Genomic DNA, 23,795 nt, shown 5'->3' with positions numbered 1-23,795 from the left:
GGACGCCGGGTGGCAGCGAAAAGGGGCAGGATCACCAGGGATACCGGGCAGGGGCGTCCGGTGACGGATCAACGCGGCGGAAAGGAAGCCCGAAGTGCCTGGAGCCGGTTCGTCGAATCTGCCGTTCAGGGCGCGGAGGCAGCGCCGAAAGCCCCGGCTTCCTCAGGAACAGTGCGTCCAGGGCTGCCCGCACGCCGCCCGCGGAAACACCAAAGCTACTGGGAACAGGGCGTGGGCTACGTTCGCACGCGGATAGCCGATAGCGCCAAGGCCCAGGAGGAGGCTGACTCCGGCACCGTGGGACCACGGCGCCGCACGGACCTCCGGCTTGCCCTCCCGGCGGCCCTGGTATGGACCGCCTCGGTGGCCGGGCTCTGGCTCCCGCCCGCGGGACTCGCCGCCCTGTGCTGCGCTCTGGCGGCGCTCGGCGGCGTCTTCCTGGCCCGGGCGGCGAGGGTTGGACGGAGAGGAAACGTCCGTGCCGTCGTCGGCCGCGCATCAAGGCCGCGGAGCCACATCGCCAGCGGCCGGAGCCTTCGGGCAGCGTTGGGCGTCTCCCTTGTGCTGGCCGCAGCGGCTGCAGCGCACTCTGCGACATCGTCCAGCCAGCGGTTCAATGGGCCACTGGCCGATGCGATTGCGGCCGGCAAGTCAGCGGTGGCCATCGTTGAGGTTGCCGGAAACCCGCGGGCCGTCGCCGGTTCCCGGGGGACAGCGGGACGCTGGTCGGTGCCGGTGTGGACGCGGGAAGTGACCACCGGCGGTGTCCTGGTGCGTACCCGGGCCCGGCTCATCGTAATGGGCGGGCAGGGGTGGGGCGGTGTTGTGCCAGGGCAAACACTGCGCGCAGCGGGCAAGCTGCGGCCGGCGGACCCCGGAGAGCAGGAGGCAGGAAGCCTGGCCGCCTCAACGGCTCCCGGCAAGGCCTCGGACGGCTCGCTGCTGGAAGGGTCAGCCAAAGAACTTCGGGCCCATTTCGTTTCAGCCTCAGCTTTCCTGGTACCCGATGCCCGCGGGCTCCTTCCGGGAATGGTCACCGGTGACACCAGTGCGCTGGACGAGGGACTGAACAATGCCATGAAGGCCGTGGGCATGACGCACCTGACAGCGGTCAGCGGGGCAAACTGCAGCCTGGTGCTGGGAGCGCTGCTGCTGCTATGCCGGCGGGTCCGGTTGCCTCGTGCCCCTGCCGCAGCCACGGCCCTTGCCGGCCTGGCCCTGTTCGTGGTTCTGGTGGGGCCTGATGCCAGCGTCCTGCGCGCAGCGCTGATGGGTGCCATCGGAGTGGCCTCCCTGGCCGGCGGACGCTCAGGACGCGGGTTGAGCTTCCTTTGCCTGGCTGTCACGGGTCTTCTACTGATGGATCCGGCCCTTGGCGCGAGCTTCGGCTTCCTGCTGTCCGTGCTGGCCACACTGGGGATCATTCTCCTGGGACGGCGGATCATCGGCTGGATACCCGTGGCAGTGCCACGGTGGTTGGCTGCCGCGGTTGCGGTTCCCTTGTCCGCCCAGTTGCTGTGCGGACCAGTCATCGTCCTCCTGCAGCCCCAGTTCGCAACCTACTCGCTGGTGGCCAATGTCGTCGCCTCGCCCCTGGTGGCCCCTGTGACCCTGCTGGGGACAGCAGCGGTGCCTTTGGTGGTCGTGCTGCCATGGGCCGCGACGGCGCTCATAGCTGTTGCTGGAACCTTTAGTGCCGGCGTCGCCGCCACGGCCAGGATCGCTGCCCAGCTGCCGGGTTCCGCCCTTCCCTGGCCGGAAGGGGTGCCCGGGCTGCTGTCCATGGTGTTGCTGTCGGTGCTGTCGCTGGGCGCCATCTGGGCGGCGGCACGGCCCCTGCGGTTCATCCACAATGTCCGGAAAGTGCACAGCGCTACCGTGGCATCCATCGAGTTGCTGGAGCTGCGGTTGCAACGGTTCCGCGGTATGCGCAGCTTGGACCCCGGCCGCAGACGTGGCAGGCTGGGATACTGCAATAAAACCTCCGGAAGGGACTGTCGATGGCCGCTGCGCAAAAGCGAGCACCCCGCTCCCCGGCGTCGAACTCAGCCTCCTGGCGGGACGTAGCCCCGGCCCGGATCGTCCTGGTGAGCGGCCCGGAAGAGTACCTGGGCATCAGGGCCATGGACAGGATCCGGTCCCAGGTCAGGGCAGCGGCGCCGGACGTGGAAGTGAGCCGCGTCAACGCGGCCGGGTATGAGGCCGGCACCCTGACCATGCAGGTGAGCCCTTCACTGTTCGGCGAAAGCAAGCTCATCGAGGTGGAAGCCGTGGAAGGCATGAACGATGCCTTCCTTGCCGATGCCCTCGCCTACCTGCAGCACCCGGAGGAGGATGCCGTCGTCGTGCTTCGCCACGCCGGCGGCGTCCGCGGAAAGAAGCTCCTCGACGCCGTCAGGAAGGGCGGCTGGCCGGTGGTCGACTGCCAGCCGCTGAAGAAGGATGCGGACAAGGTCCAGTTCGTCACCGCTGAATTCAAGGGCGCCGGACGCCGGATCAACCAGGACGCCGTGCAGGCGCTGGTGAATGCCGTAGGAGCAGACCTGTCAGAACTCGCTGCCGCCTGCGCCCAACTGATCGCCGATGCGGGAAGCACCGTAACCACTGACACCGTGGACAAGTACTACGGCGGCCGGGTGGAAGCCACCGCCTTCAAGGTGGCCGACGCCGCCATGGCTGGAAACGCGCCCGTGGCACTTTCGACGCTGCGCCATGCCCTTGCCACCGGCGCGGATCCCGTGCCGCTGGTGGCGGCCCTCGCGTCGAAGCTGCGGACGGTGGCGCGGGTGGCGGGTGCCTCCGGATCGTCCGCGCAGATCGCGGCGGAACTGGGGATGCAGCCCTGGCTGGTGGAGCAGGCGCAGCGGGCCGTCCGGCGCTGGACTCCCGAGGGCCTGGTGCGGTCCATCCAAGCCACCGCAGAGGCGGACGCACAGGTCAAGGGCTTGTCCCGGGACCCGGTCTACGCCGTGGAACATGCCGTAACCGTGATCGCCATGTCCGTCCAGGGCAGATAGCCCCTCAAGGTTCATCGGGTCCGGACGCGCCTTGCAGGGTGTTCCGGTACTGCTGGAAATATCCGACGGCGTGCTGCCGTGGCTCCCTGGACGGCCGGCTTAAAAGCGTGTGGCCGGTACCCGAGGGTACCGGCCACACCATCAGTTCGTGGGAACTGGAAACCTTAGAGTGCGTTGACCTTCTTGGAGATCGCCGACTTACGGTTCGCTGCGTTGTTCTTGTGCAGAACACCCTTGCTGACAGCCTTGTCCAGCTTACGGCTGGCAGAAACGAGCGCAGTAGTAGCAGCTTCCTTGTCAGCGGACTCAACAGCGGTGTTGACGGCGCGGATGGCCGTCTTCAGCTCAGACTTGACTGCGTTGTTGCGCAGGCGGGCCTTCTCGTTGGTCAGGATGCGCTTCTTCTGGGACTTGATATTCGCCACGTGTGAACTCTCTTTGTAATGCGGAAATGGTCTAGAGGGCTTTCAGGCTGGCCTTGACTGAGCGGCGTGGGGATACCTATGGCGGCCAACCATCAGTGACCGTCGACCTGCACGGACACACAGCAATAAAGACTAGCAGGTCAGCGGCGGCTCTGGCCATTTCAGCGGGTCAGGCCCAGCCGTGTCGCCGCCGAAGCCCGGACGCCACCTTTTCAAAGCGCGCCTTGTCCAATACCGCGCCTTCGCGCCGGATGCTGTCCGGGCGGATCTGCAGGATACGGTCCAGCCGCACCTCACTTGCCCTGCCCTGGTTGTCCCAACCCCCGGAGCCGAGATCCACGTAGTCCGCGGACGACGTCCCGGCAGGAACCCTGTCCTTGCTGGTCAGCATCAGCCCCAGGAGGAAAGGGCCGTTGTGCCCCACCAGCAGCACCGGCCGGTCCTTCCCCTTGCCGTGATCCTCCTCATAGGGCACCCAGGCCCACACCACCTCGCCCGGATCGGGGTCGCCGTCAGGCTGCGGGGCGTAGCGGACGGACACGCGGCCGCGGTAATCGCCGGGATAGGACGCTGCTTCGCCACGAGCACCTTCGGCGGCCCGCCGACTGCCGCCGGGCCGCTGGTCCTCGCCCGGCCGCGGGGCCGTGGGCCGTTTCTGCAGCATGCGCAGGCCGCGGCGGACGGCGTTTCCCAGGGAGCGGAGATCAATGGCCATCCCGACAGCCTATCGGCGGGGCTGGCGTTGAAACAGCGTGCACGGGCGAGCCGGGATGCGGTGGCGGGGTCGCGGACGTGGGACACTGGACGTTAAAGATGTGCGGCTGGACCGCAGGCGCCTTTTCGCGTGCCTGGCGGATGGCTGCAGAAAAGCCAACAGTAAGGACCCTGCGTGTCTCCCATGGCCCGCACCGCACCGGTGCCCGCCGCGACAGATCCGGCAATTATTCGGAACTTTTGCATCATCGCGCATATCGACCACGGCAAGTCCACCCTGGCTGACCGTATGCTGCAGTCCACCGGGGTGGTCCAGGCGCGCGACATGAAGGCCCAGTACCTGGACCGGATGGACATCGAGCGCGAACGCGGCATCACCATCAAGTCCCAGGCCGTCCGCATGCCGTGGGAGGTGGACGGTGTCAGTTACGCGCTGAACATGATCGACACCCCGGGACACGTGGACTTCACCTACGAGGTCTCCAGGTCACTGGCGGCTTGCGAGGGCGCGATCCTGCTGGTGGACGCAGCCCAGGGCATTGAGGCCCAGACGCTCGCGAACCTGTACCTGGCCATGGAAAACAACCTCGCCATCATCCCGGTCCTGAACAAGATCGACCTGCCGGCGGCGCAGCCTGAAAAGTACGCAGCCGAGCTGGCCAGCCTGATCGGCGGCGATCCTGAGGATGTCCTGCGGGTGTCGGGCAAGACCGGCGTTGGCGTGGAAGCCCTCCTGGACAAGATCGTCCGCGACCTGCCGGCGCCGAAGGGCGACCCCGATGCGCCGGCCCGTGCCATGATCTTCGACTCGGTCTACGACACCTACCGCGGCGTGGTCACCTACGTGCGCGTGGTGGACGGGATGCTCCACCCGCGTGAACGCATCCAGATGATGTCCACCAGGGCCTCGCACGAACTCCTGGAAATCGGCGTCAGCTCCCCGGAACCCACACCCTCCAAGGGCTTGGGCGTTGGCGAAGTGGGCTACCTGATCACCGGTGTGAAGGACGTCCGCCAGTCCAAGGTCGGCGATACCGTCACCAACCTGGCCAAGCCGGCCGCCGAGTCGCTGCCCGGCTACGCCGATGCCAAACCCATGGTGTTCTCCGGCCTGTACCCCCTGGACGGCGCCGACTACCCGGTGCTGCGCGACGCCCTCGAAAAACTCATGCTCAACGACGCAGCACTGGTGTATGAACCGGAGACCTCTGCTGCTCTGGGCTTCGGCTTCCGTGTGGGCTTCCTGGGCCTGCTGCACCTTGAGATCACCCGCGAACGCCTGGAACGCGAATACAACCTGGACCTCATCTCCACGGCACCCAACGTGGAATACGAGGTGACCCTGGAGGACAAGAAGGTGGTCCGCGTGACCAACCCCAGCGAATACCCCACGGGCAAGATCGCAGAGGTGCGCGAACCGATGGTCTCCGCGACCATCCTGGCCCCCAACGAGTTCGTCGGCGCCATCATGGAGCTGTGCCAGTCACGCCGCGGCGTGATGGGCGGCATGGACTACCTTTCCGAGGACCGGGTGGAAATCCGTTACCGCCTGCCGCTGGCGGAAATCGTCTTCGACTTCTTCGACATCCTGAAGTCAAAGACCCGTGGCTACGGCTCCCTGGACTGGAAAGCCGACGGCGAACAGGTTGCCGACCTTGTGAAGGTCGATATCATGCTCCAGGGCGAACAAGTGGACGCCTTCAGTGCCATCACCCACCGGGACAAGGCCTATGCCTACGGCGTGATGATGACCGGGAAGCTCCGCGAACTCATCCCGCGGCAGCAGTTCGAGGTGCCCATCCAGGCGGCCATCGGCTCCAGGATCATCGCCCGCGAAAGCATCAGGGCCATCCGCAAGGACGTGCTTGCCAAGTGCTACGGCGGTGACATCTCACGAAAGCGCAAGCTGCTGGAGAAGCAAAAAGAAGGCAAGAAGCGCATGAAAATGGTGGGAACGGTGGAGGTTCCGCAGGAAGCGTTCATCGCGGCCCTCACCACCGACGAATCAAAGGACAAGGCCAAGAAGAAGTGACCACCGCGCAGGCGGGGACCCGCTGATGCCCAGCGTCCTTCCCCTTGGCGACCCGGCGCCGTCGGACGGTCTGCTGCCTGCACAGGCAGCGGACGGTGCGGCGGCCCGGGCCTTTGGCCTGTACGTCCACATTCCGTTCTGCGCCGTGCGCTGCGGGTACTGCGACTTCAACACCTACACCGCCACGGAACTGGGCGGCGGCGCGTCACAGGACGCCTACGCCCAAACCGCTGTGTCGGAAGTTTCCCTGGCCGGCACCGTGATGGCACGGTCCGGGCTGCCGGAGCGGAAGCTCAGCACAGTCTTTTTCGGGGGCGGCACGCCCACCCTGCTGCCGGCTGATGACCTTGCCCTGATCCTTCGCGCTGCCGTCGGCCAGTGGGGCATCGAGGACGGCGCCGAGGTGACCACCGAAGCCAACCCCGATTCGGTCACCCCCGAATCGCTCGCCGTCCTCAAGGATGCGGGGTTCACCAGGGTCTCCTTCGGGATGCAGTCCGCCGTCCCGCACGTGCTCAAGGTCCTGGACCGCACCCACACCCCCAGCAGGGTTCCGCAGGTGGTGCAGTGGGCACGGGAGGCCGGACTGGATGTCAGCCTGGACCTGATTTACGGCACGCCGGGGGAGTCGCTGGCCGACTGGCGCCACTCCCTGGAGACTGCCCTCTCCTACCAGCCGGACCACATCAGCGCCTACGCCCTGATTGTCGAGGACGGGACCAAGCTGGCCGCGCAGATGCGCCGCGGTGAGGTGCCGGGAATTGACGACGACGACCACGCCGACAAGTACGAACTCGCCGACCAGCTCATCACCGAAGCCGGACTCGGCTGGTATGAGGTCAGCAACTGGGCGCGGAGCCCGGAACACGCGTGCCGCCACAACCTGGCCTACTGGCGTGGCGACGACTGGTGGGGCATCGGCCCGGGCGCACATTCGCACGTGGGCGGGGTGCGCTGGTGGAACGTGAAGCACCCGTCCGCTTATGCGAACCGCCTGTCCCAGGGGCTGTCGCCCGCGGCGGGCAGGGAGACGCTGGATGCCGAAACCAGGAACCTGGAGCGGGTGATGCTGGAAGCGCGTCTTCAGTCAGGGCTTGAAGTCTCCACTCTCAGCGCAGCCGGACGGCACGAAGTGGCCGGCCTGATCGCTGACGGCCTGGTGGAACCTGTCGCTGCTTTCCAGGGCCGCCTGGTCCTCACGCTCAAGGGCAGGCTCCTCGCGGACGCGGTAGTCCGGCGTATCCTGCCCGACTGACCGGGCCCACGCCCGTCGGATCCTCCCCGCGGGCCGGTGGCCCGGGCGAGGGAGGAGCGGCTACTTAATCCAGCGCAGGTTGTACTGGTAGCGGTGCGGCTGGCCCTTGTTGACGTGGATCCCTGCTGCCACGGAGAAGCAGGTGAGCGCCACCCAGATCAGGGTGGCGATGACCGCGAAGATGTTTCCCACATAGGGGATGAACACCAGGATGTTGGCCAGCACGGCGGCGATGGTGGGCGGCAGGCTGAAGTTCAGCGCTTCCTTCGACTCCTGCGCGGTGAACGGTCCGCGGTCCCGGAAGATCAGGTAGATCAGCAGGGACGGAATGCACCCCAGGATCCCGCCGAAGTGGGCCAGCGTGGCCCATTGGCGGTCTTCGCTGGCCGTGAGCGGCAGCGCATTGGCGGGGACGCCATGGTACTCGGAGCGGCCCTGGCCGTCCCTGTGATCACGTGCGTTTTCTGCCACAGTCTGTTCCTTCGGAGGTGCAAGTGGTGCTGACTTCATGTATGGGCGCGGTGTGCAGCGGCCTTGGGAAAAGGCGCTGCACTACCAAGAATACTGGCTCCGGGGCCGGTGCCCGGCCTTCAGGGGGCGGTGAGGAAGTCGATGACTTCCTCAACCCGCCCCAGCAGGGACGCTTCCAGGTCCGCGTACGTACGTACCGCACCCAGCAGTTTCTGCCATCCCAGGCCGATGTCCTCCTTGGTGGCGTGCGGCCAGCCAAAGGCCTTCAGGATTCCGGTCTTCCAGTCCTGTCCGCGGGGCACGGCGGGCCATTTTTCGATGCCCAGGACAGCGGGGCGGATCGCCTGCCAGACGTCCACATAGGGGTGGCCGACGATCAGGACATTTCCGGCCGCGCCGGGGGATGCCATGACGGCGTCGGCTATGCGGGACTCCTTGGAGTCGGGGACAAGGTGGTCCACAAGCACGCCGAGGCGACGGCCCGGACCCGGTTTGAAGCCGGCAACTGCAGCGGCGAGGTCGTCAATGCCGTGCAGGGGTTCGACGACGATGCCTTCCACCCGAAGGTCGTCTCCCCAGACCTTTTCCACCAGTTCGGCATCGTGCTTGCCCTCCACCCAGATGCGGCTTGCCTTGGCGACCTGGGCCCGCTGGCCGGCGACCCGGACGGAGCCTGAGGCTGTCCTGCCGGCGGCAGGGCCGGCGGTTGCCGGCCGGGGAGCGGGAGGCATCAGCCGGATGGGCCGGCCCTCAAGGAGGAAACCGAAGCCGAGCTTGAAGGACCGGGACTTCCCGCGGCGGTCCTCCAGTGCCACGACGTGCATGCCGCCGGACTTTTCCACCCGTGTGACGGCGCCGACCCAGCCTGACTGGACATCCTCGAGCACCATGCCACGTTCCACCGGCACCTCGGGCAATTCCGCCTTGGCCGGGGCGGATATGCCGCGGGGCCCCCAGTTTTGGTAATCCATGGATTCGATCCGCCTAGCGCTAGGTCCTCCGCACCGGAATTTCGCCCGGAGCGGTACCAATGCTAACAACGGGCCGAGGCATAATAGACTGTTAGCACTTAGGCATGTCGAGTGCTAACACTGGTGGCACCTGGCGGGGTTGGCGCCCCGGACCATGGATGGAGGTGGAGAGTGAGCGAGCCACGCAAACTGGAAGTGCTGCGGGCCATCGTTGAGGACTACGTCCACTCCCGCGAACCGGTCGGGTCAAAGGCCCTGGTCGAGCGGCATCATCTGGGGGTTTCCAGCGCAACCATCCGCAATGACATGGCGGCCCTTGAAGACGAGGGACTGATCACGGCCCCGCACACCAGTGCGGGGCGGATTCCCACGGACAAGGGTTACCGGCTCTTTGTCGACCAGATCTCGGCAGTCAAGCCCCTGTCGGCAGCGGAGCGCCGGGCCATCCAGTCCCTGCTGGAAGGCGCAGACGACCTCGACGACGTCCTGGACCGCACCGTCCGGCTGCTGTCGCAGCTGACCAACCAGGTGGCTGTGGTCCAGTATCCGCACCTCAGCAAGGCTCTGGTGCGCCACATCGAATTCGTGCTCCTGGCCCCCCGCAAGGTGCTGGTGGTGCTGATTGCCAACAGCGGCAAGGTGGAGCAGCGTGTCATCGACGTCGGCCAGGACCTTGGCGACGACGCACTGGCCGCGCTCCGTACCCGCTTCCTTGCCGCGCTGGCCGGAACTCCGTTGAGCCAGCTGGCCAAGGCGCTCCCCGCCGTCGTAGCCGGAACTGCGCACGGCCAGCGCCAGGCCGCGCACGCGCTGGCGCATGGACTGGAGGGCCTGGCACAAAACACCAGGGAGGACCGGATGGTCATGGCCGGAACGGCGAACCTGGCCAGGTCCAACGTGGATTTCCCCCTCAGCATCGGCCCCGTGCTCGAGGCACTGGAGGAGCAGGTGGTGATGCTGCGGCTGTTGAGCGAAATGGCCCAGGACCATCGGGGAGTGGCTGTCAGTATCGGAAGGGAAAACCCATATGACGGCCTTGCCGAAGCCTCCGTGGTGGCCACCGGCTACGGCCCGGACAGTGCCGCGAAGGTAGGGATCCTCGGCCCAACCAGGATGGACTATCCCACCACCATGGCCGCCGTCAGGGCTGTGGCCCGCTACCTTTCCAGGATTTTGGGGCCCTGACTCTTCGCCGCCGGAGCCTTTTCCGGACCGGAACAGAGAGCGGGGCCGCCCAAACTGAACGCAGTACAACAAGGAAGAGATACGAACTTTGAGCAGCCACTATGACGTCCTTGGAGTCTCACCCGAAGCTACGGGCGAAGAGATCAAAAAGGCCTACCGCAAACTGGCCCGCACCCTTCACCCGGACGTAAACCCCGGTGCGGACGCTTCAGAACGCTTCAAGGCGGTAACTCACGCCTACGAGGTCCTTTCCGACCCCCAAAAGCGGAGGATCTACGACACCACGGGCAACGAGAACGGCACGGACAACGGCTTCGGCGGTGCCGGTTACGCAGGCCAGGGCTTCGCATTCCAGGACATCTTCGACACCTTCTTCGGCGCCGGGGGCACCTCCGGCCCGGCTTCCCGCGTCCGCCGTGGCCAGGACGCCCTCATCAGCGTCCGGATCGACCTTCGCGACGCCGTGTTCGGCGTGAACAAGAAGCTCGAAGTGGACACTGCCGTGGTCTGCCCCACCTGTGACGGATCCTGCTGCCGGCCCGGCACCCACCCCGAACGCTGCGACATCTGCGGCGGCAGCGGCCAGGTCCAGCGGGCCGTGCGCTCCATCCTGGGCCAGGTCATGACGGCCGCCCCCTGCGGAACCTGCGAAGGCTTCGGCACGGTCATCAAGGATCCCTGCAACGAATGCAGCGGCCAGGGCCGTATCCGCAGCCGGCGGTCGCTGACCATCAAGGTTCCCGCCGGTGTGGCCACCGGAACCCGGATCCAGCTCGCCGGGCAGGGCGAAGCCGGACCTGCAGGCGGACCGGCCGGTGACCTGTACGTGGAAATCCGCGTCAACAATGACGCCACCTACGTACGGGAAGGCGATGACCTGCACGCCACCCTGCACATCCCCATGACGGCGGCTGCACTGGGCACGGACGTCAGCCTGGAAACGTTCGACGGCACCCAGGACATCGACGTCAAGCCCGGAACACAGTCCGGCGAGATCATCACCCTGCGCGGCCTGGGTGTCACGCACCTGAGGGGATACGGCCGCGGGGACCTGAAGGTCCACCTCCAGGTGGACACGCCGGCCAAGCTCGACCCGGCACAGGAGGACCTCCTCCGGCAGCTCGCCAAGCTCCGCGGCGAACAGATCACCGAGGGCAAGCTCGCCGCCAGCGGCGGCATGTTCGCCAAGCTCCGGGACCGGCTCGGTAACCTGTAGCGGTGAGCAACCCCGTCTTCTTCACCTCCGCCGGTTCACTGGCGGGCATGGTGCCCGGCCAACTCTTTGTCCTGGAAGGGCCAGAGGCCCGGCATGCTGTGACCGTCAAACGCCTGTCTCCGGGCGAGGCGGTGGACATTGTCGACGGCGCCGGCGCCCGCATGAGCGGAAAGGTCGTCTCCGCCGCGTCCTCGGGACTTGAAGTGGAGTGCGGCGCACTGGTAGTGGAAGACAGGCCGGACGTCCGGCTGGTGCTGGTTCAGGCCCTGGCGAAGGGCGACCGCGACGAACTGGCCATTGAAACGGCCACCGAGCTGGGCATCGATGCCGTCATTCCCTGGCAGTCGGAACGGTCCATTGTCCGCTGGAAAGGTGACAGGGCCGCCCGCGCCCATGCCAAGTGGGAGTCCACCGTGGCCGCCGCCGCCAAACAGGCGCGGCGCGCCTGGATTCCCGAGGTCCGGGCCGCCGTCGATACTGCCGGGCTTTCCGCCGCCGTGGAGGGTGCAGACCTGGCCGTCATCCTCCACGAAGATGCCGTGCGTCCGCTGCGGACCGTCCTGGAAGCGTGGCAGGGGAGTGGGCACGAGGGGATCCGGGAAGTCCTGCTGATCGTCGGCCCGGAAGGCGGAATCAGCCCGCGGGAAGTAACGAAACTCTGCGACAAAGGCGCTGTGACCGCCCTGTTGGGGCACCACGTCCTGCGGTCATCCACGGCCGGCCCTGCCGCCGTCGTGCTTGCAAGCGACATCCTTGGCCGGTGGGCGGTTACCTGACCTTGAAGGACCGGGTGTCCTCGTTGCGGTCCGGCTCCCCGCCGGAACCTGCCTGCGCCACCCGGAGCTCATAGTCGCCGGCCGGCAGGTTCAGTGCCAGCGTAAAGACGCCCGCCTGCCCCTGCCCGGCGCCGGCCGTGGTTTCACCGGTCAGGAACGGGGCCTTGCTGCCGCCGTCCCCGGACTGCAGGATCTGCCAGCGGAGCTTTGCTCCCGGCGACGTGCTGCGGCCGGTGATCTTTACGCTGCCGGCAGGCACCTCGGTGTTTTCCTGCGGATCAATGATCCACACCGGCGCCACCAGCCCGGCAGCACGGGTCATCAGTGCGCCCAGCTGGACTTTTCCGAACGCGACGTAGTCCGTGTGGCCGTCTACGAGGATCCGCACCCGGATCTGCTGCCCTGTGTCGATCAGGCCCGAGCTGGCGGCGGCGGCAGTTGCCGTGTAGATCAGCTGTTGGATGGCGCGGGCGGCCATGTCGGCGTCGAGGTTGCTGTTGAAGGCGTCAGCCGAGACGTCGACCGTGATGACGTCCTTGCCCGAAATGGAGGTGGCAAGTTTGTCCGGGTTCTGCCAGGGCGTAAAGAAGTCCGGGTCCAGCGGCTTCTCCGACATCATGGCGCGCAGTGCCCGCGTCACCGGGTTCTCCTGTTCCGGGACGTCGCGGAATTCACGGTAGAGGAAGATGTTCCCGCCGCTGCGGCCAATCCAGTACACCGGGGCCTTATTGGAGGACTGGGTGGTCTCCAGAGGGGCGCTGGTGGCGGGCGCGTCCGGCATGGTGCCGCCTGTGGCCGGGACTGAGGCGGAGGTGACGGAGGGCGTTGGTCCGTTCTCGGCGGTGCAGGCTGCAAGGGCGGGAACGAGCACCAGGATTCCTGCGAGGACGGCAGGGCGCACTCGGCCCATCGGTCGTCCTGCCCGTTCGGGCACAGAGGTTTCCGGCACTGTCCTGCCTAGTCCTTTCCTGGCGTGGCGGGCCGATCCCCCTGGCGGCCTGGCGTTCCAGCAGACGCTGGATTTCCAGCATTGCACAGGGGATGGTGCCTCCAGCCGCTCTTGGGCCTCCCTGGCCGTAACTGCAACGGGAACGATATGAGGCCGATATGAAGTTGATACCTAACGCTGGATTCTTACCCGTTTGGGGGTCCACTTCCCTGGCTGATGGGACGGTGCCGCGCCCGGCCGGGTGACCGGCCTGGTATCCGGTCCAGTGCCCGGTCAGGGCGGGTGCTGGCGTAAGATAAAGGGATCGCTGGGCAAGGAGCACCGTGCAACGGGCGCCGGCATCAGCCAAAGCAAACAAATGATGTCGATCTTCGAGGGGACCACGGGCCTGCGGGCCAGCACCATGACTGAATCAGCAAATGGTAAGCGCCGGCTCAACACGGGCGACGGCAGTCCGGGGGAATTCCCGCACTCCCTGCCCGGCATCCGGACCGAAGTAGTCCTCTTTGAGAACTCCGACCAAATGGTTCAGTCGCTCGGCAGCCATGACGAGGCGCTGCGGTTCATCGAAGAGCAGTTCCCGGACGTCAACTTCCATGCCCGCGGCAATGAACTGTCCATCAGCGGCCCCGTCAGCGACGTTCCCCGCATCATGCGGCTCCTCCAGGAAGTCCGTGGCCTGGTGGCCCGCGGCACCGTCATCACGCCCGCGGTGCTGCAGCAGCTGGTTGCCCTCCTGCGCACCCAGTCACTCCAGAATCCCGTGGATGTGCTCACCCATGACATCCTCTCCAGCCGCGGCAGGACCATCCGGCCCAAGACGCTGAACCAAAAGAACTACGTTGACGCCATCGATGCCAACACCGTCATTTTCGGCATCGGCCCGGCCGGTACCGGCAAGACCTATCTCGCCATGGCGAAAGCCGTCCAGGCACTGCAGCAGAAAGAGGTCAGCCGCATCATCCTGACGCGTCCTGCGGTGGAGGCGGGGGAGCGTCTCGGGTTCCTGCCCGGCACGCTCAGCGACAAGATCGATCCCTACCTGCGGCCGCTCTACGACGCCCTGCACGACATGATGGATCCGGAATCCATCCCGCGGCTCATGGCGGCCGGCACCATCGAGGTGGCGCCCCTCGCCTACATGCGCGGCCGCACCCTCAACGACGCATTCATCATCCTTGACGAGGCCCAGAACACCACGCCGGAACAGATGAAGATGTTCCTCACCCGGCTCGGTTTCGGATCCAAGATGGTGGTTACCGGAGACGTCACCCAGGTGGACCTGCCCTTCGGAACGCGTTCCGGGCTGCGGATCGTCGAGGAAATCCTCCAGGGCATCGAGGGCGTCAGCTTCTCTGTCCTGGACGCCGCGGACGTTGTGCGGCACAGGCTTGTTGGCGACATCGTCAACGCCTACAGCATCTGGGATGAAGCCCAGCGGAACCGCGTCAAACATTCAGCAAGCCGCGAAAAACGGGGGGAACACGCGTGAGCATCGAGGTGAACAACGAGTCCGGCGTCCAGGTGGATGAATCCGGGCTTGTGGCCCTGTCGCGGTACATCTTTGAGCAGCTCTACATCCATCCGCAGGCTGAACTGTCCATCCTCCTGGTGGATGAACCGGCCATGGAGAAGCTGCACATCGAGCTGATGGACGAACCGGGAGCCACGGACGTCCTCTCGGTTCCCATGGACGAGTTGACTCCTGGGACCCCTGACCGGCCCACGCCCCAGGGCATGCTGGGTGACATCGCCATCTGCCCGCAGGTGGCCACAGTGCAGGCCCGGAACGCGGGCCACTCGCTGCAGGATGAGATGCTGCTGCTCACCACGCACGGCATCCTTCACCTGCTGGGCTACGACCATGCCGAACCTGAAGAAAAGGCGGAGATGTTCGGGCTCCAGCGGGAACTCCTGTCCGGCTTCACCGGCAAAGAAGCACCTGCCGAGACGACCCAGTGACGCAACTGCTCCTGGTCGCGGTGGCACTGGTATTCCTTGCCGTCGCGGCCCTGCTGACAGCGGCCGAGGCCGCCTTCAGTTTCCTTCCCCGGCACGACGCTGAAGAGGCGCTCAACAGGAGCCGCGGCACCGCCATGCGCCGCATCCTTGCAGAACCGGTTGCCCACACCCGGGCCCTCCGCTTCTGGCGCGTCTGGTTTGAGATGGCCTCGGCGGTTGCCGTCGCCGTCCTGATCGCAAGCCTGCTGGACAACGTCTGGCTCGCCGGCCTGGTGGCCACCGGCATTATGGCCCTCCTGGGGTTCGTGATCGTCGGCGTGTCACCACGGCAACTCGGCAGGCTGCACTCCACCGCGGTGGTCCGCTTCACAGCGCCGATGGTCCGGTTCCTCACCAGCGTGCTGGGGCCCATTCCAGGGTGGCTGGTGGCCCTGGGAAGCTCCGCGGCTCCCGGTGCGCCCGGCGGTGACGACGCGTTCTTCAGTGAACAGGAGTTCCGGGAACTTGTGGACCGGGCCAGTGAGTCCGACATGATCGAGGACACCGAAGCCGAGATGATCCAGTCGGTCTTCGACTTTGGGGACACCCTGGTGCGCGCCGTCATGGTTCCCAGGACGGACATCGTCAGCATCGACGCCGGCTCAAGCCTCCACCAGGCCATGTCCCTGTTCCTGCGCTCTGGATACTCGCGGATCCCGGTCATCAACGAGAACACCGACCACATCCTCGGCATCGTCTACCTCAAGGACGTTGCAGCCGTCATCCACCAGCTGGGAGCGGACCAGGCGCCGCCCCTGGTGGAGTCGCTGGCCCGCGAGGTGCGCTACGTGCCGGAGTCGAAACCCGTGAGCGATCTCCTGCGCGAGCTGCAAAAGGAGTCCACACACGTGGCCATCGTGATCGACGAGTACGGCGGCACTGCCGGGCTGGTGACCCTCGAAGACCTGATCGAGGAGATCGTAGGCGAGATCGTGGACGAATACGATACCGAGAGCGCCGAAGCCGTGGCCCTGGGGGACGGCTCCTACCGGGTCAGCGCCCGGATGGGCATCGACGACCTCGGCGAGTTGTTCGGCCTGGAGATTGACGACGACGAGGTGGACACCGTGGGTGGCCTCCTGGCCAAAGCGCTGGGCCGCGTTCCCATCGTGGGCAGCAGCGTGGACGTGCAGGGCGTATCGCTGCGGGCGGAACGGCTGGAAGGCCGGCGGAACCGGGTCAGCCACATCATTGCGGCACCCGTACCAAGAGTAGAGACTGACCTTGAAGGCCTCCTGGAAGAGGCCGAAGCAACCCAGCAGGGAGTTCCACGTGAGCAAGAAAAATAAGGCTGCCGAACCTGACGACTTTGGTGGTTTCCGCGCCGGTTTTGCCGTCCTGGTCGGTAGGCCCAACGCGGGCAAGTCCACTCTGACCAACGCGCTGGTGGGCAAGAAGGTGGCCATCACCTCCGCTAAACCGCAGACCACGCGGCACACCATCCGCGGCATCGTCCACCGCGACGACGCCCAGCTGATCCTGGTGGACACACCGGGCCTTCACCGTCCCCGCACCCTGCTCGGCAAGCGCCTGAACGACCTCGTGGCAGACACCCTCGCCGAGGTGGACGCCATCGGGTTCTGCCTGCCTGCCAACGAAAAGATCGGGCCTGGCGACAAGTTCATCGCCGCCCAGCTTGCCGCCGTCGGACGCAAACCTGTGATCGCCATCGTCACCAAGGCTGACCTGGTGGACAAGCAGGCGCTCACCGAACAGCTCCTTGCCGTGGCGGCGCTCGGCCGCGAGGTGATGGGCGAGGACGGCTGGAAGGACATCGTTCCCGTTTCCGCTGCCGACGGTTTCCAGGTGGAAACGGTCGCCGACGTGCTGATCAGCCACATGCCGCCGTCGCCTCCCCTGTATCCGGACGGGGAACTGACCGATGAACCCGAAGCCGTGATGGTGGCTGAGCTGATCCGCGAAGCAGCCCTGGAAGGGGTCCGGGACGAGCTCCCGCACTCCCTCGCCGTCGTGGTGGAAGAGATTGTCCCCCGGGAGGACCGGCCGGACGACAACCCGCTCCTGGACGTGCGCGTCAACCTCTACGTCGAGCGTCCCTCCCAGAAAGCCATCATCATTGGCAAAGGCGGGGCCCGCCTGAGGGAAGTCGGCACCAACGCGCGCAAAGGCATCGAAGCCCTCCTGGGCACGCGCATCTACCTGGACCTCCACGTCAAGGTGGCAAAAGACTGGCAGCGAGACCCGAAACAGCTGGTCAAACTGGGTTTCTGACCCGCATAAACCTCCTGCCCAGGGGCATTCCCGGCATGTTCTCCAGACTGGACCACTAAAATGGACCGGATTTCGTTTTTAGAGGAAGGTTCACCACGTGGGTCGAGGCCGCGATAACCGCGACAACGAGGCTGACTTGTCAGCCGGACCGGGACCGGAAGCCCGTCACGCGAACAGCCATGACGTGGGCGCCGCACGGCACCTTGGCCCCCTGCGCGGCATGCCCCTGTGGCTTAAGGCCGTCACCGGTGTGGTGGCCCTGGTTCTGGTGGCGGCTGCCGCGTTCGCCGGGTTCTGGTTCTTCCGGCTCCAGAACAACATCTCCAAGGCCCCACTGAACGCCGGCGGGGAAAGCACCGAGTCCCCGGGGAACGACGCCACCGGACGCCTGCAGATCCTGATACTCGGTTCGGACACCCGCGACGGTAAGAACTCAGAGTACGGAACGGCCGACGATTCCACCGGCTACGGCAAGTCGGACGTCATGATGCTGATGGACATCTCCGAGGACAACAAGCGGGTCAACGTCATCAGCTTTCCCCGGGACCTGCTGGTGGACATTCCGGACTGCAAGGACAGGAAGACCAACAAGGACTACCCTGCCCGCACCGGCGTGATGATCAATGAGGCCATGAGCGAGGCAGGGATCGGCTGTGCCGTGGACACGGTCAACAAGCTCACCGGCATGCAGGTTGACCACTTCATGATGGCCGATTTCAACGCCGTGAAGGAACTGTCCAACGCCGTGGGCGGGGTAGATGTGTGCATCAGCGACGCGGTGTACGATCCCGACTCCCGGCTGCGGCTGCCCGCCGGAACGTCGTCCGTGCAGGGCGAAATGGCACTTGCCTACCTGCGCACCCGTCATGCCTTTGCCGACGGCGGCGACCTGGGCCGCATCAAGGCGCAGCAGGGCTTCCTCTCCTCGTTGACCCGCAAGATCAAGGACGACGGGACGCTGTCCGACCCCGCGAAAATGCTGAAGATCGCCGACGTCGTGACCCAGAACCTGACAGTGGACAACGGGCTGGCGTCTGTTCCCACGCTGCTGACCATCGGCAACCGGCTCAAGGACATCGACATCAGCAAGGTGGCGTTTGTCGCGGTGCCCACGACGCCGGCGCCCGTGGACCCCAACAGGCTGGTCATCGCAGAACCCGCCGGTGCGCAGCTCTTTTCGGCTATGCGCAAGAATGTGGACCTGACGGATCCCACCGCACCCACCACGCCGTCGCCCAGCGAAACGGCAGCACCTCCTGCCCCCACTGAGACGGCGACGCCCGTGCCGCCCTACAACAAAGCGATCCAGCCCGTGACCGTCGCCAACGGAAGTGGCATCAACGGCCGTGCCCAGGAGCTTGTCCAGGCGCTGGTTGCAGGCGGCTTCGCCCAGACCGGCCAGTTCCTCGCGCAGCCGGTGGCCAAGACCGCGGTGTATTACGGCAATGGCTTTGCCGACGTTGCTGCCGATGTGGCGGCACTGCTGGGAATTCCTGCCACCCTCATGATCCCTGCTCCGGGCGTGGCAGGCGTGCAGGTGTACGTCGGCAGCGACTTCACCACCGGCACCGCCTTTGGGGCAGGAGGCGGAGCCGCCGCGGCTTTGCCCCAGGACATTGTGAACCAGACGGCAGGGGACAAGGTGTGCCAGCAGGCAAATCCTGATCTGATCGTGCGGCAGTAACAGCCGGTCTTCCCCGCACTGACGAACCCGTGCCGCAACAAAATGGGCCCCGCCAATGGCGGGGCCCATTCTTGCTGTTCAGCTACCAGATGCTGACGCGCTCAGCGGCAGGCATCCACATTCCGTCGTCCTCGGTGACATCGAATGCCTCGTGGAACGGGTCGAGGTTCTTCGCGATGGCGTTGGTCCGGAATTCGTTGGGGGAGTGGGGATCGGTGGCAAGCCGCCGGATGGCCTCCTCCTGCCGGATGACCTGGCGCCACCCTGCGGCCCAGGACGCGAAAAAGCGCTGATCCCCGGTCAGGCCGTCAAGAACCTCCGGCTCCTTGCCGTCCAGGCTGATCCGGTATGCCTTGTAGGCGATGGTCAGCCCGGCCAGGTCGCCGATGTTCTCGCCGAGCGTGAGCCGGCCGTTGACGTGGTGCCCGGGCGCGGCCGTGGGGGAGAGCGCATCGAACTGTGCCACCAGGCGGGCCGTCAGCGCCTCGAAGGCCTGGCGGTCCTGCTCCGTCCACCAGTTGCGAAGGGCCCCGCCGCCGTCGAACTGTGAACCCTGGTCATCAAAGCCGTGCCCGATCTCGTGGCCGATGACGGCCCCAATCCCGCCGTAGTTCACGGCGTCGTCGGCGTCGGCGGTGAAGAACGGCGGCTGCAGGATGGCCGCGGGGAATACAATTTCATTCATCATGGGGTGGTAATAGGCGTTGACCGTCTGCGGCGTCATCAGCCACTTATTCCGGTCCACCGGCTTGCCCACCTCATCCAGATGACGGTCGACGTCGGCATTGTGAGCGCGCTCCACATTGCCCAGCAGGTCGTCGGGGTCGATCTCCACGGCCGAGTAATCGATCCACTCGTCCGGGTAGCCGATCTTCGCGCGGAACGCCTCCAGCTTGCGCAGGGCCTCGGCTTTGGTGTCCTGGCCCATCCAGCTGACGTCTTTGATGCTGCGGCGGTACGCCTCGATGAGGTTCGCCACCAACGTCTGCATCCGCGCCTTGTGGGACTCGGGGAAATGGCGCGCCACGTAGATCTGGCCGACAGCTTCACCGAGGCCTGCTTCGACGACCGCGACGCCGCGCTTCCACCGGTCCTTGTTGCGGGGCGTGCCGCTGATGGTGGTGCCGTAGAACGCGAAGTTGGCATCCACGAACCCGGAGGACAGGTACGGCGCCGCCGCGCTGACGACGCGCATGGCCAGCCACTCCTGCCAGGTGGCCACCGGGACTTCGTCAAGGAGCCCGGCGGCGCCGGCAAAGAAGTCAGGGGTGCTGACGACGATTTCCGTGCGCTTGTCAGCGTCGATTCCCGCAGCCTCGAACCAGGTGGCGAAGAGGGGGAAGAGTGCGGTGGCTTCGTCCGCCGTCTTCAGGTTGTAGGTCTTCTGCGGATCCCGGAGGGTGACGTTGTCCCAGTGGTGGGATGCGAGCCTTGTCTCCAGCCCGACCACGCGCTCCGCGGCACCCTTCGGATCCGGCAGTCCGGCCAGTTCAAACATCTTCTCCACGTGCGCCGTATAGGCGGCTACGATCGGGGCAAACTTTTCTTCCCGGTAGTAGGACTCGTCGGGCAGGCCCAGGCCGCCCTGCCCGGTATACAACAGGACCCGGTCGGGGTTGCCCGCATCAGGTGCGGGATAGATGTAGAACAACCCGCCCACGTCCGCGCGGAACAACCGGCCCGCCAGGGCAATGAGCTCCGGGACCGAGACAGTGGCGAAAACCTCCGCGAGCCGCCCGCGGATGGGCTCCATGCCCTTGCCCTCAACGGTGGCTTCGTCCATGAAGCTGTTGTACAGCCCGCCGATCTTCCGCTCGATCCCGGTGGCGTCGTCGCCCTTGGCCGCCGCTTCCTCGATGATGTCCCGGACGGCGATCTCGGACCCGTCACGCAGGGCGGTGAAGGTGCCCTCCAGGGGCCGGTCATCCGGAATCTCGGTGGCCTTCAGCCACGCGCCGTTGACGTGCTGGTAGAGGTCATCCTGCGGCCGGACTGTGTGATCAATGGTGGAAAGATCGATCCCCGAAATGGGCACTGCAACTCCTTTGCTGGGACGCTGCTGCCGGGCGGAACACCGGAAGGCGTCTGCATGCTGGACTTTACGGACGGTAGTGCCCTTTCATCTTACGCACCCGTGTTACCCTCAAAGTGTGCGTGCAGAGCTCCTTCTCCTTAGCTGCCGCGGCGAGGCCACAGACGCTATCTAGCGCACGGCCCACCCTCGCTGCGGAGTTTGTGTTGCCCGGCCACCCTTTCACTGAAGATCGATAGAAAAGGCCACGAACATCATGCGAAACGCACAAAAGCCCTCAGGAATGCCCGCCCACCGGTACACGCCGTTCCAGGACCAGATCAAGGTCGACCTGCCGGACCGCACCTGGCCGGACAAGGTGATCACCAAGGCCCCGCGCTGGTGTGCCGTTGACCTGCGCGACGGCAACCAGGCGCTGATCGACCCCATGAGCCCGGCCCGCAAGATGAAGATGTTCGACCTGCTGGTCCGCATGGGCTACAAGGAGATCGAGGTCGGATTCCCGTCCGCATCACAGACGGACTTCGACTTTGTCCGCCAACTCATCGAGGGCAACCACATCCCGGATGACGTCACCATCCAGGTCCTGACCCAGGCCCGGGAACACCTGATCGAACGGACCTACGAGTCCCTTGTCGGGGCCAAGCAGGCCATCGTCCACCTCTACAACTCCACGTCCGTCCTGCAGCGGCGCGTCGTGTTCAACCAGGACGAAGACGGCATCCTGGACATCGCCCTGCAGGGTGCCCGCCTGTGCAGGAAGTACGAGGAAACGCTCGCGGACACCCACGTAACCTACGAGTACTCGCCGGAGTCCTTTACCGGTACCGAACTCGAGTACGCCGTTCGGGTATGCAACGCCGTGGCCGATGTGTTTGAAGCGTCCGCCGACCGCCAGGTGATCATCAACCTGCCCGCCACGGTGGAAATGGCCACCCCCAACGTCTACGCCGATTCCATCGAGTGGATGAGCCGGCACCTGCACCCGCGCGAAGGCATCATCCTCTCCCTGCACCCGCACAACGACCGCGGCACCGGGGTGGCGGCCGCTGAACTGGGCTACATGGCCGGCGCCGACCGCATCGAAGGCTGCCTGTTCGGCAACGGGGAACGGACCGGGAACGTGGACCTGGTCACCCTGGGCCTGAACCTGTTCGTCCAGGGCATCGACCCCATGATCGACTTCTCCAACATCGACGACGTCCGCCGGACCGTTGAGTACTGCAACCAGCTGCCGGTACCGGAGCGTTCGCCGTACGGTGGCGACCTGGTATTCACCGCTTTCTCGGGCTCCCACCAGGATGCGATCAAGAAGGGCTTTGAAGCGCTGGAGCGCGACGCCGCAGCTGCAGGCAAGGCCGTGGACGATGTCACCTGGCAGGTTCCGTACCTGCCGGTTGACCCCAAGGACCTGGGCCGCAGCTACGAGGCCGTCATCCGCGTGAACTCCCAGTCCGGCAAGGGCGGTGTGGCCTATCTGCTGAAGAACGAGCACAGCCTGGACCTGCCGCGCCGTGCGCAAATCGAGTTCTCCGGCGTTATCCAGCGCCGCACCGATACCGTGGGCGGCGAGGTCAGCGGCGCACAGCTGTGGCAGATCTTCCAGGACGAGTACCTGCCGTCCGGCCAGGCCGAAGGGCAGTGGGGACGCTACTCCCTGGGCGGAGTCAAGACGGAAACGGATGCCGACGGCGGCATGACGCTTCACGCCGCGCTCACCATCGATGGTGCCCAGGCCAGCCGGACCGGCACGGGCAACGGTCCCATTGCCGCACTGCTGAACATCCTCCATGAGGACGGCGTGGACGTCCGGGTGCTGGACTACAGCGAGCACGCACTGTCCGAAGGCGGCAACGCCGCGGCGGCTGCGTATGTCGAATGCGCCGTGGGGGAGCGGGTCCTGTGGGGCGTCGGCATCGACGCGAACACCAGCATGTCCTCCCTCAAGGCCGTCATCTCGGCCGTCAACCGCGCCATCCGGGACGCCCGGGCCTGATACCTGCAGGTGGTGCCGCCGGGACCAACCGGCGGCACCACCGAGGCCTGGCAGCGCGCCGCCGGGCAGGATGGGATGATAGAGCGTGGTCCAACAGTCTTTTGCCTCCCGCGCCTACCGGGACGATGCCGTGGTACTCCGTACCCACAAGCTGGGCGAGGCGGACAGGATCATCACCCTCCTGACGAAGCACCATGGACAGGTCCGCGCCGTCGCCAAGGGTGTGCGCCGCACCAGCAGCCGCTTCGGTGCCCGGCTTGAACCCTTCATGGTGGCAGACCTGCAGCTGGTATCCGGCCGCACGCTGGACATCGTCACGCAAGCCGTCGCCAAAGGCGCCTACGGCGGAAGCATCGCCGCGGATTACGGCAGGTACACGGTTGCCGCCGCTATGACGGAGACCGCCGAGAAACTGACGGACGTGGACGGCGAGGCCGCCACCGCGCAGTACAACCTGCTGGTGGGAGCCCTCGCTGCGCTGAGCCGTGACGAGCATGCGGCGGGCCTCATCCTGGACTCCTACCTGCTGCGCGCCCTGGCCACCGGCGGCTGGGCCCCCAGCTTCACCGACTGCTCCCGCTGCGGCATGCCGGGCCCGCACACGGCGTTCTCCGCGCCCCTTGGCGGTATGGTCTGTGCACAGTGCAGGCCGCCCGGGTCACCTGCCCCCGCATCCGAAACCGTGGTCCTGCTGGCGGCCCTACTGACCGGGGACTGGACCACTGCGGACGCGTCCTTGCCGCAGCACCGCAAGGAGGCCGCCGGGCTGGTGGCCGCTTACCTGCAGTGGCATTTGGAACGAGTATTGAAGTCCCTCAAACATGTGGAGCGTAGCTGAC

The 23,795-nt window shown here is 66.1% G+C and carries 20 protein-coding genes; 14 read left to right on the top strand and 6 right to left on the bottom strand.

What is annotated here, in order from left to right:
• Nucleotides 1-9 precede the first annotated feature (9 nt).
• The gene (locus ACTAQI_RS06450; RefSeq protein ID WP_457950238.1) at nt 10-2,067 is read left to right on the top strand and encodes a ComEC/Rec2 family competence protein; all 2,058 of its coding nucleotides are present in this window, start codon (nt 10-12) and stop codon (nt 2,065-2,067) included.
• Nucleotides 2,001-3,017 (top strand): DNA polymerase III subunit delta, encoded by a 1,017-nt coding sequence (gene holA, locus ACTAQI_RS06445; protein ID WP_457950237.1) that lies wholly within the window; start codon nt 2,001-2,003, stop codon nt 3,015-3,017. Before ACTAQI_RS06450 ends, holA begins: the two co-directional genes overlap by 67 nt.
• A 164-nt stretch (nt 3,018-3,181) precedes the next feature.
• Here holA and rpsT read toward each other — a convergent pair whose 3' ends face one another.
• Together rpsT and ACTAQI_RS06435 are read right to left on the bottom strand one after the other, a co-directional pair.
• Nucleotides 3,182-3,442: a 30S ribosomal protein S20 gene (gene rpsT, locus ACTAQI_RS06440; RefSeq protein WP_018761400.1), complete on the bottom strand. Its 261-nt coding sequence runs from the start codon at nt 3,440-3,442 to the stop codon at nt 3,182-3,184.
• A 169-nt stretch (nt 3,443-3,611) separates the two neighbouring features.
• The gene (locus ACTAQI_RS06435) at nt 3,612-4,157 is read right to left on the bottom strand and encodes a type II toxin-antitoxin system PemK/MazF family toxin (RefSeq protein WP_457950236.1); all 546 of its coding nucleotides are present in this window, start codon (nt 4,155-4,157) and stop codon (nt 3,612-3,614) included.
• A 174-nt stretch (nt 4,158-4,331) separates the two neighbouring features.
• On the opposite strand from ACTAQI_RS06435, the gene lepA reads away from it, so the two are divergent.
• The gene (gene lepA, locus ACTAQI_RS06430) at nt 4,332-6,188 is read left to right on the top strand and encodes a translation elongation factor 4 (RefSeq protein ID WP_043454334.1); all 1,857 of its coding nucleotides are present in this window, start codon (nt 4,332-4,334) and stop codon (nt 6,186-6,188) included.
• 25 nt (nt 6,189-6,213) lie between these two features.
• Nucleotides 6,214-7,443 (top strand): radical SAM family heme chaperone HemW, encoded by a 1,230-nt coding sequence (gene hemW, locus ACTAQI_RS06425; protein ID WP_457950235.1) that lies wholly within the window; start codon nt 6,214-6,216, stop codon nt 7,441-7,443.
• 60 nt (nt 7,444-7,503) lie between these two features.
• Here hemW and ACTAQI_RS06420 read toward each other — a convergent pair whose 3' ends face one another.
• Together ACTAQI_RS06420 and ACTAQI_RS06415 are read right to left on the bottom strand one after the other, a co-directional pair.
• Nucleotides 7,504-7,914, bottom strand: a complete 411-nt coding sequence (locus ACTAQI_RS06420) for a DUF4870 domain-containing protein (protein ID WP_457950234.1) — start codon at nt 7,912-7,914, stop codon at nt 7,504-7,506.
• A gap of 119 nt (nt 7,915-8,033) precedes the next feature.
• Complete coding sequence (locus tag ACTAQI_RS06415) at nt 8,034-8,885, bottom strand: DUF3097 domain-containing protein (protein WP_457950233.1); 852 nt, start codon at nt 8,883-8,885, stop codon at nt 8,034-8,036.
• 171 nt (nt 8,886-9,056) lie between these two features.
• Here ACTAQI_RS06415 and hrcA point away from each other — a divergent pair, with 171 nt between their 5' ends.
• From hrcA to ACTAQI_RS06400, 3 genes are all read left to right on the top strand, one after another.
• Nucleotides 9,057-10,070, top strand: a complete 1,014-nt coding sequence (hrcA, locus tag ACTAQI_RS06410) for a heat-inducible transcriptional repressor HrcA (protein ID WP_324642024.1) — start codon at nt 9,057-9,059, stop codon at nt 10,068-10,070.
• Nucleotides 10,071-10,158: 88 nt separating this feature from the next.
• Entirely contained in the window at nt 10,159-11,286 is a 1,128-nt protein-coding gene (gene dnaJ / locus ACTAQI_RS06405) for a molecular chaperone DnaJ (RefSeq protein WP_457950232.1), read from the top strand.
• Nucleotides 11,287-11,288: 2 nt separating this feature from the next.
• Entirely contained in the window at nt 11,289-12,062 is a 774-nt protein-coding gene (locus ACTAQI_RS06400) for a 16S rRNA (uracil(1498)-N(3))-methyltransferase (RefSeq protein ID WP_457950231.1), read from the top strand.
• On the opposite strand, the gene ACTAQI_RS06395 is transcribed toward ACTAQI_RS06400, so the two are convergent.
• Entirely contained in the window at nt 12,055-12,972 is a 918-nt protein-coding gene (locus ACTAQI_RS06395; RefSeq protein ID WP_457950230.1) for a GerMN domain-containing protein, read from the bottom strand. The two genes, ACTAQI_RS06400 and ACTAQI_RS06395, sit on opposite strands and share 8 nt — an antisense overlap.
• Nucleotides 12,973-13,414: 442 nt before the next feature.
• Between ACTAQI_RS06395 and ACTAQI_RS06390 the strand changes: the two genes are divergently transcribed.
• From ACTAQI_RS06390 to ACTAQI_RS06370, 5 genes are all read left to right on the top strand, one after another.
• Nucleotides 13,415-14,503: a PhoH family protein gene (locus ACTAQI_RS06390; protein WP_457950229.1), complete on the top strand. Its 1,089-nt coding sequence runs from the start codon at nt 13,415-13,417 to the stop codon at nt 14,501-14,503.
• Nucleotides 14,500-14,973, top strand: coding sequence for an rRNA maturation RNase YbeY (gene ybeY, locus ACTAQI_RS06385; protein WP_159631944.1), 474 nt, complete (start codon nt 14,500-14,502; stop codon nt 14,971-14,973). Before ACTAQI_RS06390 ends, ybeY begins: the two co-directional genes overlap by 4 nt.
• Entirely contained in the window at nt 14,970-16,301 is a 1,332-nt protein-coding gene (locus ACTAQI_RS06380) for a hemolysin family protein (RefSeq protein ID WP_457950228.1), read from the top strand. Before ybeY ends, ACTAQI_RS06380 begins: the two co-directional genes overlap by 4 nt.
• Nucleotides 16,285-17,244, top strand: coding sequence for a GTPase Era (era, locus tag ACTAQI_RS06375; RefSeq protein ID WP_457950227.1), 960 nt, complete (start codon nt 16,285-16,287; stop codon nt 17,242-17,244). The genes ACTAQI_RS06380 and era overlap by 17 nt, the downstream gene beginning before the upstream one ends.
• Before the next feature lie 97 nt (nt 17,245-17,341).
• Nucleotides 17,342-18,928 (top strand): LCP family protein, encoded by a 1,587-nt coding sequence (locus ACTAQI_RS06370; protein WP_457950226.1) that lies wholly within the window; start codon nt 17,342-17,344, stop codon nt 18,926-18,928.
• Nucleotides 18,929-19,010: 82 nt separating this feature from the next.
• On the opposite strand, the gene ACTAQI_RS06365 is transcribed toward ACTAQI_RS06370, so the two are convergent.
• Nucleotides 19,011-20,963 carry a M13 family metallopeptidase gene (locus ACTAQI_RS06365; protein ID WP_457950225.1) on the bottom strand — a complete coding sequence of 651 codons (1,953 nt, stop codon included), beginning with the start codon at nt 20,961-20,963 and terminating at the stop codon, nt 19,011-19,013.
• A gap of 253 nt (nt 20,964-21,216) precedes the next feature.
• On the opposite strand from ACTAQI_RS06365, the gene leuA reads away from it, so the two are divergent.
• Entirely contained in the window at nt 21,217-22,956 is a 1,740-nt protein-coding gene (gene leuA / locus ACTAQI_RS06360; protein ID WP_457950224.1) for a 2-isopropylmalate synthase, read from the top strand.
• An 85-nt stretch (nt 22,957-23,041) separates the two neighbouring features.
• On the top strand, nt 23,042-23,794 hold the full coding sequence (recO, locus tag ACTAQI_RS06355; protein WP_457950223.1) for a DNA repair protein RecO: 753 nt from the start codon (nt 23,042-23,044) through the stop codon (nt 23,792-23,794).
• Nucleotide 23,795: the final 1 nt, after the last annotated feature.

It is taken from the genome of Pseudarthrobacter sp. alpha12b, from assembly GCF_054130495.1.
Note: the sequence above shows the minus strand (reverse complement) of the source record. Positions and strands in the feature narration are given on the sequence as shown.

Excerpts from the sequence above, each read along its gene's own strand:
- ACTAQI_RS06390 (WP_457950229.1), top strand. The coding sequence starts at position 13,415 with ATGACTGAATCAGCAAATGGTAAGCGCCGGCTCAACACGGGCGACGGC.
- leuA (WP_457950224.1), top strand. The coding sequence starts at position 21,217 with ATGCGAAACGCACAAAAGCCCTCAGGAATGCCCGCCCACCGGTACACG.
- hemW (WP_457950235.1), top strand. The coding sequence starts at position 6,214 with ATGCCCAGCGTCCTTCCCCTTGGCGACCCGGCGCCGTCGGACGGTCTG.
- ACTAQI_RS06435 (WP_457950236.1), bottom strand. The coding sequence starts at position 4,157 with ATGGCCATTGATCTCCGCTCCCTGGGAAACGCCGTCCGCCGCGGCCTG.
- ACTAQI_RS06415 (WP_457950233.1), bottom strand. The coding sequence starts at position 8,885 with ATGGATTACCAAAACTGGGGGCCCCGCGGCATATCCGCCCCGGCCAAG.
- holA (WP_457950237.1), top strand. The coding sequence starts at position 2,001 with ATGGCCGCTGCGCAAAAGCGAGCACCCCGCTCCCCGGCGTCGAACTCA.
- ACTAQI_RS06395 (WP_457950230.1), bottom strand. The coding sequence starts at position 12,972 with ATGGGCCGAGTGCGCCCTGCCGTCCTCGCAGGAATCCTGGTGCTCGTT.